This is a genomic window from Actinomadura sp. NPDC048955 (assembly GCF_040649435.1).
GTDB classification, from domain to species: Bacteria; Actinomycetota; Actinomycetes; order Streptosporangiales; family Streptosporangiaceae; genus Spirillospora; species Spirillospora luteofluorescens.
In genome coordinates, this window is record NZ_JBEZJI010000003.1 from 241,638 (window position 1) to 253,796 (window position 12,159).

General features: G+C 70.7%; 9 protein-coding genes. 4 read left to right on the plus strand and 5 right to left on the minus strand.

What is annotated here, in order from left to right; translation table 11 throughout:
• Positions 1–435: 435 nt before the first annotated feature.
• Complete coding sequence (locus AB0C84_RS04950) at positions 436–1,197, minus strand: amidohydrolase family protein (protein ID WP_361061210.1); 762 nt, start codon at positions 1,195–1,197, stop codon at positions 436–438.
• Complete coding sequence (locus tag AB0C84_RS04955) at positions 1,194–1,961, minus strand: amidohydrolase family protein (protein ID WP_258944536.1); 768 nt, start codon at positions 1,959–1,961, stop codon at positions 1,194–1,196. Before AB0C84_RS04955 ends, AB0C84_RS04950 begins: the two co-directional genes overlap by 4 nt.
• 134 nt (positions 1,962–2,095) lie before the next feature.
• Here AB0C84_RS04955 and AB0C84_RS04960 point away from each other — a divergent pair, with 134 nt between their 5' ends.
• Positions 2,096–4,105 carry a hypothetical protein gene (locus AB0C84_RS04960; protein ID WP_361061212.1) on the plus strand — a complete coding sequence of 670 codons (2,010 nt, stop codon included), beginning with the start codon at positions 2,096–2,098 and terminating at the stop codon, positions 4,103–4,105.
• On the opposite strand, the gene AB0C84_RS04965 is transcribed toward AB0C84_RS04960, so the two are convergent.
• Positions 4,095–6,038, minus strand: coding sequence for a hypothetical protein (locus tag AB0C84_RS04965; protein ID WP_361061214.1), 1,944 nt, complete (start codon positions 6,036–6,038; stop codon positions 4,095–4,097). The genes AB0C84_RS04960 and AB0C84_RS04965 overlap by 11 nt on opposite strands.
• Positions 6,039–6,479: 441 nt before the next feature.
• Here AB0C84_RS04965 and AB0C84_RS04970 point away from each other — a divergent pair, with 441 nt between their 5' ends.
• Complete coding sequence (locus AB0C84_RS04970) at positions 6,480–7,841, plus strand: M20/M25/M40 family metallo-hydrolase (RefSeq protein WP_361061216.1); 1,362 nt, start codon at positions 6,480–6,482, stop codon at positions 7,839–7,841.
• On the opposite strand, the gene AB0C84_RS04975 is transcribed toward AB0C84_RS04970, so the two are convergent.
• On the minus strand, positions 7,768–9,084 hold the full coding sequence (locus AB0C84_RS04975) for a transposase (RefSeq protein WP_361061218.1): 1,317 nt from the start codon (positions 9,082–9,084) through the stop codon (positions 7,768–7,770). The two genes, AB0C84_RS04970 and AB0C84_RS04975, sit on opposite strands and share 74 nt — an antisense overlap.
• Before the next feature lie 25 nt (positions 9,085–9,109).
• Here AB0C84_RS04975 and tnpA point away from each other — a divergent pair, with 25 nt between their 5' ends.
• Positions 9,110–9,526: an IS200/IS605 family transposase gene (gene tnpA / locus AB0C84_RS04980; protein ID WP_361061220.1), complete on the plus strand. Its 417-nt coding sequence runs from the start codon at positions 9,110–9,112 to the stop codon at positions 9,524–9,526.
• Positions 9,527–9,695: 169 nt separating this feature from the next.
• Here tnpA and AB0C84_RS04985 read toward each other — a convergent pair whose 3' ends face one another.
• A complete protein-coding gene (locus AB0C84_RS04985) occupies positions 9,696–11,255 on the minus strand; it encodes a glycoside hydrolase family 13 protein (protein WP_361061222.1) in 1,560 nt (519 codons plus the stop codon).
• Between the two features lie 191 nt (positions 11,256–11,446).
• Here AB0C84_RS04985 and AB0C84_RS04990 point away from each other — a divergent pair, with 191 nt between their 5' ends.
• The gene (locus tag AB0C84_RS04990; protein ID WP_361061224.1) at positions 11,447–12,046 is read left to right on the plus strand and encodes a hypothetical protein; all 600 of its coding nucleotides are present in this window, start codon (positions 11,447–11,449) and stop codon (positions 12,044–12,046) included.
• The last annotated feature ends 113 nt before the right edge of the window (positions 12,047–12,159 follow it).

A 12,159-nucleotide genomic window follows, 5' to 3' on the forward strand; every position in this document is an offset into this window, starting at 1 on the left:
CGGAGCGCGGGCAATAACGGTCTAGGCCGAAAGTAGCCGTGCTGGATTTCGGGTGTCAATGCCTGGGAACGATCCCGGGCATCTCCGCGCCGCCACGAACCCGGTGGTCCACCCCGCGCTCCGCGGCTCCGCCGCGGGGGTTGATCCATCGGCGAGCGCCGGTGTGCCGCGTGACCGGGGACCGAGCTCGTCGATCTCGATCGCGTCCATGATCGCTTACGGGACGGCACGCGGCGGCGAACGATGTCGCCACCGGTACCGCCGGTGCTGGACGCCAGGCGCCGGACGCGTCCTCGGGTCCATGAACCGAGGGCGAAAAGCGCGTTCCGGCGGCGCCTCGCAGGTTTCGGTCAGGGCCGATCGAGCCGGCCATGGGCTCACCCGGCAGCCTGTGGCGCCCCCGCAGGGTCCGGCCAAGGCGTGGAAACGCGACCTCTACATGGCCTGCGAGTCGGTTCCCGTGGTCCGTGAGAGGGGTGAAGGCAGGCCGAACAGATCGGCGGCGTTGCGCCACGCGACCTGTTCGGCCACCTCCTCGGAAAGGCCGGCGGCCGCGACCGCGCCGAACGCCGAGGCCGGATCGATGAGCGTCGAGTCGGTGCCGAAGAGCAGCTGCCGGGGATCGACGGCCGCGGCCACCTCCGCGAACCGCCCCGCCGGGGCCTGCGACCAGCACGGTTCGAGATAGACCCGGTCGCAGCCGTTCGCCGCCTCGATCGCGTGCCGGTACCCGTCCGCGCCCATATGGCCCGCGATCACCTTCAGGCCCGGGGTCTCCTCGCAGAGCGCGGCGAGGTCGAGCACCGACGTCCCCCACGTGTGCACCAGCGCCGGGCAGCCGAGCGAGCCGAGCAGGGCGAGGGCGTCGCGCATCTGCGGCGAGGTCACCGGCGACCCGGTGTAGTCGGTGTGGATCTTCGCGCCGACGAACCGCCCGGTGGGCAGGTAGGCGTCGAGGTCCCTCTCGGCCTCGGCGAGTCGCCGCGGGTTGACCGTCACGTACCCGTAGAGCCGGTCGGTCGTCGCGAGCACCTCCGCCAGCGCGCGGTTGCCGCGCGGCGGGTCGTAGACGACGGCCTCGGTCGCCGACACGATCGCGACGTCGATGCCGTAGCGGTCCATGGCCCGCAGGCTCAGGGCCGTCACGTCCATGGTGAAGAACCAGGGGCCCCAGTGGGCGTGCACGTCGATGATCACGAGGCGGCTCCGGGGTCGAGTCGCAGGAGGCGGCGGGCGGTGCCGCCCGCGACGGCGGCGACGTCGGCGGGGGCGAGCCCGCTCGTGGCCAGGCGCAGCAGCGGCACGGTCGTCTCGGCGTGCGGCGTGCGCGAGCCGAACACCAGCCGGTCCGCGCCCAGGCGGGCGGCCACGGTCTCCAGCGCGTCGGGGGAGTTGAGGAGGCGGGTGGAGGTGTGGAACCCCGGCTCGTCGGCCGCCGCGACCAGGAAGTCGCCCAGGTGGTAGAAGTGCGTGTCGAGGAAGACGACGGTGGCTCCGAGGCCGCCGAACGGGCGCCAGAACCGCCGCACGTCACCGCCCGTGAGCACGACCAGGCCGTGCCCGGCGGCGCGCTTGGCGACGTGCCGGACGGACGGGAAGCCGGCCTCCACGTTCTGCTCGTCGGGGAACAGCCGTACCGCCCGCACCGACGCGGCGGCCAGCCGGTCGACCTCCGCCGCGGCGCCGATCGGGTCGCGCAGGTCGACGGTGCCGACCGGAACCACCTCGGGACGCTCGGCGGCCAGGGCGAGGACCTCGTCATTGCCCGAGGCCATGTCGAACAGCGCGGCGCGCAGGCTCGCCACCGCGGCGCCCGCGACGCGATGCGCGGCGAGCACGCCGAGGACCGCCTCGGGGGTCCCGGACGGGCCGTCCCGATCCGGGCGGGCGCCGATGAGGACGTCGAGATCGAGGGTGACCTCGAGCTCCCCGAGCAGACGTTCCGTCGAGAATGCCGTCATCGAACCACTCTCTCTCCGATATCGGTCAAGACCCTAAGCGGGCGGTCCACTCGACAGCAAGGGCGAGAACGCATTGACGAGCGCCGCGACATCTGATTACGGTCCAGGCCACAAGTCTATCGAGGAGGTACGGCATGCACTCCAGCCGTTCCCGCCGCCAGGCCCGGGCCGTGATCGTCTCTGCCCTCCTGGCCGCAACCGCGCTCTCACCGGTCACCCCGGCCCTCGCGGCGACCGCCTCACCGGCGTCCTGCTCGGCGCCGGGCTACACGACGTTCGGCCCCGCGTCCCTGACCGGCGCGATCGTCGGGGCCACGGTGCTCGACGGCAAGGCCTACGTCGTCACCCGGGGCCTGAAGCCGCCGCTGCTCGCCGAGATCGACCTCGCCACGAAGAAGGTGGTCCGCGAGGTCAGGCTGCCCGACGCGCCCACCGCGGGGGAGGCCGAGGGAGCCTGGGCCACCACCGTGTCCGGCGGCAAGATCTACATCGGAACCTACCCGGTGCCCGACCTCTACAGCTTCGACCCGGCGACGGGCGAGGTGAAGCACCTCAGCTCGTTCGGCCGCAACGGCGGTTTCATCTGGAGCCTGACCACCGCCCCCGACGGCACGATCTACGCGGGCACCTACCCCGACGGCAGGGTCCGGGAGTACGTGCCCGCGACCGGTGCCGTGCGCGACTTCGGCGTGCTCGCCGCGGGCGAACGCTACGTCCGCGCGGTCGCGGCGGACGCCGACAACGTCTACGCGGGGCTGCTCGACAAGGGCAAGCTCGTCGCGATCCGGCGGTCGGACGGCGCCGTGCGCGAGCTGGCGCAGGGCGCCACCGGGATCGGCGCGGTGGCCGAGCGCGGCGACCGCGTGCTCGCCGCGAGCGGCACGACGCTCCTCGACGTCCGCAAGGACGGCACCGATCTGCGCTCGATCGACCTCGGTGGCAACTCCCTCGACACCATCGCCTTCGGCGCCGACGGCACGGCCTACCTGGCGTCCCGGCCCAACGGCACCATCTACCGGTACCGCACCGGCGACACCGCGCCCACCGAGCTCGGCACGCCGCGGCTCGGAGAGGAGACGCGCAGGCTGGTACCGGACGGCGACCGGCTCACCGGCTTCTCCGGCAGCGGCGGCATGTGGTCGATGGACCTCACCACGAAGGCCGTCACCTACACCGACCTCATCGATGCCGGCCTGACGACCGGCTCGGAACGGCCCCAGTCGATCCTGCTCGACCCCGGCCGCCGTGAGCTCTACGTCGGCGGGCACTACTCGGTGACCGTCCGGGACCTGCGTACGGGCGGGAAGCGGCGGCTGTGGGTGCCGGGCGAGCCGAAGGCGATGGTCCGGCGCGGCGGCAAGGTGTACGCCGCGATCTACCCGAGCGGTCAGATCATCGAGCTCGACCCCCGCACCGGCGGGATCCGGAGCCTCGGCTACCTCGGGCAGGGGCAGCAGCGCCCGTGGGACCTGGAGTACGACCCCCGCACCGACAAGCTGCTCGTCGCGACGGCGCCGCTCGGCGCCAACCTCAAGGGCGCGCTGTCGGTGGTCGACCCCGACACCGGCGACAAGCAGGTGTACGTGGACGTCATCCCCGACCAGAGCCTGATGAGCCTGTCGCTCGACTCCGCCGCGGGCATCGTCTACCTGGGCGGCGACGTGCTCGGCGGGGGAGGCACGCCGCCGGTCAGGACGTCCGCGTCGGTCGCCGCGTTCGACCTCGGCACCCGCAAGGTCCTCTGGCAGACCGACCCCGTGCCGGGCTACCGGACGTTCCAGGACATCAAGGTGCACGACGGCGTGCTGTACGGGGTCTACAAGCGCACCGCGAGCTGGTTCGCCATGGACCTCGCCACCCGGACGATCACACACCAGGGCCCGCTGCCCGGGTACGGCGAGATCGAGGTGCATCGCGGACGGGTGTTCGCCTCCACCTACTTCGGCGGGGGGAACGTCCATGTGCTGGGCACCGAGGCCAAGCTCGTCGCGACCGGCCTCGGCGACGAGTGGTACACCGACCCGCAGCTGGCCTTCGAGCCCGGCTCGTGGAACGCCTGGGCCCTGATCGGCCGCGACCTGGCCCGGATCAGGCTCGACCCCCGGTGCCCCGCACTGACCGTCCCCGCCAAGGTCACCCAGTGATCGCGATGCGGACCAGGTTGCGGCCCTTCACCCCGTAGAGCGCGCGGCGCGAGGGGTCGAGGGCGAGCTTGGGCTCGCCGCCGAACCACTCGCCCGCCAGTCCGCCGGCGATCGTCTCGACGGTGAGGGCGGCCAGGTCGATCTTGTAGACGGCCTGGCCGTCCGTCGTGTACGCGCTGCGGCCCACGATGTGCAGGTCGGAACCGCGCGTGCCGACCTTCACCGTCCGGGTCACCTTCCGGCGGCGCAGGTCGAACTCGAAGAGCACCCCGCTGTCGGTGACGCCGTAGACGGCCCGCTCGGTGTGCGCGATACCGGGCACGACCTTCGCTCCGGGCACCGGCTCCACCTGCCAGAGCAGCTTGCGGCGACGCAGGTCGTACGCGGCGAGCCGGGCGGTCGTCGTCACGGGCGGCAGGCCGAGCCCCTCCTGGATGTTGGTGCCGATGTAGGCGACGCCGCGCCGGCACGTCACCGCGTAGAGGCTCTGCCGCTCGACCAGGGGCCGGTGCGTCTCGAACTTTCCGGTGCGCGGCGAGTAGAGCGACAGCGCCCCGTTGACCTGCCCCGGCTCCGGCTGGGTCGTCATGGCGATCAGGTCCGTCGACGGGTCGTAGGCCAGGTCGCGCGGCCGGTCCTGCTGGTTGCCCGTCTTGGCGAGCAGTTTCGCCTCGGCGTCGCCCGGCCGGTGCGAGTAGAGCAGCCCCTGCGTGTAGACGCCGAGGTAGGTGCGATCGCGCACGGTCAGCGCGGTCTTGGGCTCGCCGGGGATGCCCAGCCGCGTGCGGGACTTGGCGACGATGTCGTGGATGTCGGCCCCGCCCTTGCCGCCCACGTAGACGCGGCGACCGTCGGAATGCACCGACATCGGCTGCTCGGGCGCGGCCTTGAACCCGCGCTGGACGAGACTGACGTAGGCCAGCGCCTTGGTGGCCGGGTCGAACACCAGGACGGCACCGTCCTGGACCCCGTACACCTTCCCCTCGTGCGCGAGCAGCCGGTGCGTGGCGGCCTCCGGCGCCCCGATGCCGAGCGTCTCCACCTCGCCGCCGTCGAGCGAGCAGCGGTAGAGCGTGCCCGAGGGGCGTCCGGTGAAGTAGACGAAGCCGTCGTGGAGGAGCACGGAAGGGATGTACTTCTCGGACGTGGTGATGACGCGGTGGTCGGCGGGGTCGCTCTTGGACATCACCAGGACCTCGCCGTTGGACGAGATGCCGCCCGCGAGGTGCGTGCCGGAGATGTCGAGGCTGGCCACGAAGTCGCGTTCCGCGAGCGCGGCCGGGAGGATGTCGCGCTTGGCGCCGGTGGCGCGGTCGATCGTCACGAGGTGGGCGTTCGCGCCGACGCCGGCATAGATCGTCGTCTCGTCGGCGGCGATGCTGCGCACGTACGCCTCGCCCTCGACCGTGACGCCGAGGTCGCGGCTCGCACCGCTCGCCGGGTCGTACTCCACCACGCGGCCCGGCTCGGAGATGGCCAGGAAGACCTTGCCGTCGGGGGACGCGGCGAGGTTCCAGATGAAGTGGTAGGGGTAGGCGCCCACCTTGGCCGCCGAGCCGGTCAGGGTGTCGAGGCGGTAGAGGTCGGACTGGCTGTGCGTGCCCACGTAGACGTCGGTGCCGACCTTGCACATCGCCCAGACGCCGATGCCGGTCGGGATGTCGACGTGGGCGGTCACGGTGTCCTTGGCCAGGTCGTAGGCCCCGACGACGTTGGGGGACAGGCCGCGGGTGCCGGCGTAGAGCACCCCGTTCACGAACTCGCCGTTGCCGAGCGGGGTGCTGACGCTGGCCGGGCCGAGATCGGTGACGGTTCCCTCCACCTCGTGCGGGGCGCGGCCGGAGGCTCTCGCGAGCCCGGGGGACAGGAGGGGGGTACCGCTCGCGACGGCGGCCGCGGCGGCCGTCTGGAGGAACTGGCGACGCTGGATCACAGGGATACCTTTCGGTCAGGACCGGAAGCTCCCTCTCACACTAGCCTCTGCCGCCTTTTCGGTCAGGACCCAAATTCGCGGGCCCCGTTCGAGGAGACCTCATCGATCACTCAATGTGACCCTTCATGATCGCCATGTGATCGCCGCACGCCGTCCCCGCCGGACGTCCGAACACGGCTCACATCGAGCCGTATGAAAGGAATCAGGCGGCGCCTGGAATGCGATGCCATTCGACGTGGCCGGTTTCTCGATTGGCATACCGTCAGGCCGGATCGAACGGCCGGAACGGGTGGTCCATTGACCTGGACTTACACGCGCACCTGATCACGATCTGGTTTGCGGACCGTAAGAGTCTTGTCTGTTTTGTGGCGGTTTTGTATGTTCGCTCCAACCGGGGGAAGTTCGTTGTCCGTCCGTCGTCGATCTTCCCGAGGAGACCCCATGCCCGAGGTCAAGCGCCGTGATCTGCTCGCCGGGGTCGCGGCCCTCACCGGGTTCGCGACCGTCGGCCTGCTCCCCGGCACCGCCGCCGCCGCGACCCGGCGGCGCCCCGGCGCCCTCCTGGCCCCCTCCCTCACCGCCGGCGACAAGGCGGTGGTCGCCCGGGTCGACGCCCGCCGCGCGCTGCGGCACCTGAAGGTGCTCAGCGACGAGATCGGCTGGCGCATCGCCGGCACCCCGTCGGAGCACCGCGCCGCCCGCTACATCGCCGGATGCCTGCGCGAACTCGGCTACACGGTCGAACTGCAGCCCTTCCCGGTCGCCGACAAGTACCTGGCGGAGATCCGCTCCCGGGGCGAGCGGGTCTGGCAGTGCAGCGCCTCCCCGCAGGGCGCCGTCGCCTCGGTGGACGGCACGGTGGTGGACATGGGCCGGGTCACCGAGGTCACCGGTGACGTGCGCGGCAGGCTGGTGCTGTTCGACCGGATCACCGGCATGGAGACCGAACAGGCCAAAGCCGCCGCGAACGCCGGGGCCGCGGCGGCGCTCGTCGTCAACGCGCGCTCGGAGACCTATCCCGAGCGCAAGCCCGGCTCCTTCGTCCCGACGCTGAAAGAGACGGTCGCGATCCCGGTGCTGGGCCTGGCCGAGTACCACGGCGAGCGGATCCGCGCGGGCGCCCGGCGACTGTCGTTCGCGGTCACCCACCACTCGGGGCTGACCTCGTACAACGTCCTGGCCGAGCGTAAGGCGACGCTGCCGAACCCCACCGGCAAGGCCGTCATCGTCAGCGCGCACTACGACAGCGTCCCCGGCTCGCCGGGCGCCAACGACGACGGCAGCGGAACCGTGCTGTGCCTGGAACTGGCGCGCGTGCTGAAGCGGCTGCCGACCCAGCAGGCGGTCCGCGTCTGCCTGTGGGGCTCGGAGGAGTACGGCCTGGTCGGTGCCCGGCACTACGTGAAGCAGCTCGACGAGGCGGGCGTCGGGCGGATCACCGGCTGCTTCCAGAACGACATGGTCGCCACCAGCCATCCGCCCGCGGGCACGTACTGGCTGCTGTCCGTGGACGGCGCGGACAACACCACCACGGCCGCCGTGAACGCCGCCGCGCACCGGCTCGGCTACACCGACCAGACCAAGGGCCCCACCGCCCGAGGCTCCAGTGACCACGAGGCCTTCTTCGAGCGCGGTATCCCGGCGGGCAACTTCAGCTGGCGCGGCGGTGAGGCGCCCAGCCAGCTGGAGCCGTTCTACCACTCGCCTGAGGACACGATCGCGCAGAACGTCAGCCTGGAGCGGCTGCAAGTGTCCCTCGAACTGATCGGCTGCGCCCTCTACGACGTAGCGCGCCGCAATTGACATCCTCTCCGCCCTGAAGGACGGAGATTCCCTCCACGCTGCGCGCGGAACGCGCGGCGTCGGGGTGGGTTCCCGCTTCGTTGCGCGCTGTAGGGACGAGTCCCGGTCTTACGTGCGCTCCACGGGCGTTGAGGTCCGCCTGTCCAGCGGCCCTGACATTCCTGGCGGCGTTGACGTCCCGGTCGTGGTGACTGCCGCACGGGCAGTCCCACGTTCGGACGTTGAGCGCCATCTTCTCGTTGATCCGGCCGCAGTCGGAGCACATGCGGGTGGAGGGGAAGAACCGGTCCACCCGGCCGAAGGCACGCCCGTACCGGGCGGCTTTGTACTCCAGCATGCCGGTGAAGCCGGCCCAGCCCGCATCGTGCACGGACTTGGCCAGCCGGGTCCGGCCGAGACCGGTCACGCACAGGTCCTCGACGTACACCGCTTGGTTCTCGCGGATGATCTGCGTCGAGAGCTTGTGCTGCCAGTCCCGCCGGGTGTCGGCCACCCGCGCATGGGCGCGGGCGACCTTGACGACGGCCTTCGTGCGGTTCTGACTCCCGCGCTGCTTGCGCGCGAGAGCTTGTTGCAGCCGCTTGAGCTTGCGGGCGGCGCGCCGTAGGAACTTCGGCGCGGGCACCTTCGTGCCGTCCGACAGCACCGCGAAGTGCGTCAGACCCAGATCGATGCCCACCTCGGACTTGGCCGGCGGCAACGGCTCGTCCGTCACCTGCACCACGAACGAGGCGAAATACCGCCCGGCCGCATCCTTGATGATCGCCACGCTCGACGGGGTCGAGGGCAGGGCGCGCGACCAGCGGACAGCGAGATCACCGATCTTCGGCAACCGCAGGCGGCCGTTGCCCAGGACCTTGAAGCGCGAGTTCTTCGTGAACCTGATCGCCTGCCGGTTGTCCTTGCGCGAGCGGTACCGGGGCGGAGCCACCTTGCGGCCCCTGCGCTTGCCGGAGACCGAGGCAAAGAAGTTCCGGTACGCGGTGTTGAGGTCGGCGAGGGCTTGTTGCAGCACGACGGACGACACCTCGCCCAGCCACGCCCGTTCCGGGGTCGCCTTGGCCAGCGTGATGATCCGCTTGGACAACTCGGCGTCCGACACGTACGGCAAGCCCTGCTCGCGGGCTTCCTGCCGCAGGCGCAGCCCGTCGTTGAACACCACCCGTGCGCACCCGAACGCCCTCGCCAACTCGATCTGCTGGCCGGGCGTCGGATACACGCGGAAGTTGAACCGGAGCCGCACAAGAAGCACTCTACCGTGTTGGTTTATGGCAGAGCTTGAAGACATCCGCACTGGCAGACACTGCGTTTTCGCCATGCATGTCCACTTGGTCTTCGTGACGAAGGTCCGGCATAAGGTGTTCGCCGACCGGCACCTGTCCCGCATGGAAGCGATCATGCGGGACGTGTGCCGTGACTTCGAGGCCGAACTGGTCGAGTTCAACGGCGAGAACAACCACGTCCACCTACTCGTCAACTACCCGCCCAAGATGGCCGTGGCCCGCCTGGTCAACAGCCTCAAGGGCGTCTCCTCACGGCGGCTGCGGCAGGAGTTCCCCGACCTCGTGCGGCACTACTACCGGGCCAACAAGCTGTGGTCGGGTTCGTACTTCGCGGGTTCCGCCGACGGGGCACCGCTGACCGTCGTGAAGCAGTACATCGAGCAGCAGAACCGTCCGACTTAAGGCACTGCTCGGGCCTTGGCGGCCCTCCCAGCCCGGCCTGAAGGCCGGAGCACCGGCCCGTATCCCGGTGGCGACGGACGAACGCCGCGGTCCGTGGTCCGGTCCCCGGGCAGCGGGCCCCGTGGAAGCGACAAGTGGAAGCCGGATCGGGTCCGACTTCCACATGTGCTCAATTCGCCGACACCGGCACTTCTTCGGGCATAACGGTCCACCAGGCGGCCGTGTCGGGTGGGAGGATCGCGTCCTGCCCTTCCGTACGGATCGGCCCGCTGCTCAGCCGGAGCGAGCCGCGGGCCGTGATCTGGACGTTCCGGTCGCCGGTGTTCACCGCGCACAGCATTCCAGGGCCGTCGGAATGGCCGCTGCGCTCGAACACCAGACAGTTCGGCGGCCCGTCCAGCCAGCGCAGCTCACCGTCGCCCAAGGCCGGATGGTCGCGCCGGATCCGGAGGGCCTCGCGGTAGAGGTTCAGCATGGAGGCGTCGTCGTCCTGCTGCGCCTCCACCGTGAGCGATTTCCATTCGGGCGGCGACGGCAGCCAGCCGCCGCCCGATCCGAACCCGAACGGGGGCTCGTCGCCGGACCACGGCAACGGAACCCGGCACCCCTCACGGCTGCCCTTGATGCTCTCGAACTGCGGGTCGGTCACCAGCTCGACCGGGATGTCGAGCACCTCGGGCAGGCCGAGCTCCTCACCCTGGTACACGTACGCGGAGCCGGGCAGCGCCAGGGTGAGCAGCGCCGCCGCTCGGGCCCGCCGCCGTCCGAGCTCGCCGTCGCCATAGCGGGTGACATGCCGCTGGACGTCGTGGTTGGACAGCACCCAGGTGGTGGGTGCGCCGACGGAGCCCGTCGAGGCCAGGGACTTCTCGATCACCGAGCGCAGCGCGCCGGCCTCCCAGCCGGTTCGCATGTAGTCGAAGTTGAACACCTGGTGGAGCTCGTCCGGCCGTACGTAACCGGCCAGCCGTTCGAGCGAGGGCGCCCACGCCTCCGCGACCCCGATCCGCTCTCCGGGGTAGGAGTCGAGCAGCCGCCGCCAGCTCCGATGGATGTCGTGCACCCCGTCCTGGTCGAAGTACGGCACCTTGCCGCGTCCGAGCAGGCGCGACTGGGGCGCGTCACCGACGTCGGGCAGCCCGGCCGCCTTGACCATGCCGTGCGCCACGTCGATGCGGAATCCGTCGCCCCCCAAGTCCAGCCAGAACCGCAGGACGTCGTCGAACTCGGCCCGCACGTCCGGGTGCTCCCAGTTCAGGTCGGGCTGCTGCGGTGCGAACAGGTGCAGGTACCACTGCCCGTCGGGCAGCCGGGTCCAGGCGGGACCGCCGAAGACCGACTCCCAGTCGTTGGGCGGCAGTTCGCCGCCGGCCCCTCGTCCCGGCCGGAAGACGTAGCGCTCCCGCGCCGGACCGGAGATCCCGGCGGCCAGCGCCTCCTGGAACCAGACGTGCTGGTCGGAGGTGTGGTTGGGCACGATATCGACGATGACGCGCAGCCCCAGTCCGTGCGCGTCGTCGATCAGGCCGGCGGCGTCGGCGAGCGTGCCGAACGTCGGATCCACCGAGCGGTAGTCCGTGACGTCGTAGCCGCCGTCGACCATCGGCGAGGCGTAGAACGGCGTGATCCACAATGCGTCCACGCCGAGCGCGGCCAGGTAGGGGAGCCGGTCGCGGATGCCGCCCAGGTCGCCGATGCCGTCACCGTCGGCGTCGGCGAAACTGCGCACGTAGATCTGGTAGATGACCGCGTCACGCCACCAGCGCGTACCACCCGGGCCAGAGGACTCCGCAGGACTCCCCACTCCGCGCGCCGGTGAAGGAGGCCTCGATGATAGATCCATACGAGGAACCGTCTGGAGATCCATTTGATTCGCACTCGCGGATCCCGATGTCGCGGACGAGACGCCAGAATCGGCTCATGGACGTGCCTGACCTGCTGCGCCGCGCGGCCGATCTCATTCCGGCGCACACCAGGAGCGACGCGGGCCTCACCGCTGACGACGTCAGGGACTACCTCGCCCAGGACGAGTGGGAGGTCGCCCTGGCCGTGCTCGACGACTTCGACGGCGTCCAGTGGCAGACGGTCCGGTACTGGGACCTGCTCATCGCCGCGGCTCAGCAGCTGTGGCTCGAAAGCGACGTCGCCTGGTTCCACTGGCGGCGATCCGAGACACTGCACGGCCTGATCAGAGCTGACCTGCGGCTGGTTCCCCCGGAGGAAGGGGGACGCCGCCTCCCCGTCCCGAACGACGGGGAGCTCCGGCCGTTGTGGTCCATCGGCCGGACGACCGCCGAAGGCCACGACGACCTGAGCGTCGCCGCCATCCGGGTCGAGTCCGCGCCGGAGATCCCGCCGGGCGGATCCGGTCATATCAGGCTGCTCCCACTCACTCCGCTCCACTGGCGCCACCTCGAACCCGGCGGCGTCATCACCATGCACGAGGGGCGGCCCGTGCGCGGAACAGCGACGATCACACAGATCCAGCCTCCGCATTTAAACGAGGAACAGCGCCAATAGAGCACAGGGCGCATCCATTGGACGCCGCCGTTCCCGTCGTGAAGTGGGCTTAGCACTACCCCCATTGGCGTCCTGGCCCTACGGCCCGCGCGGTGCCTCCGGACCGAGCATTG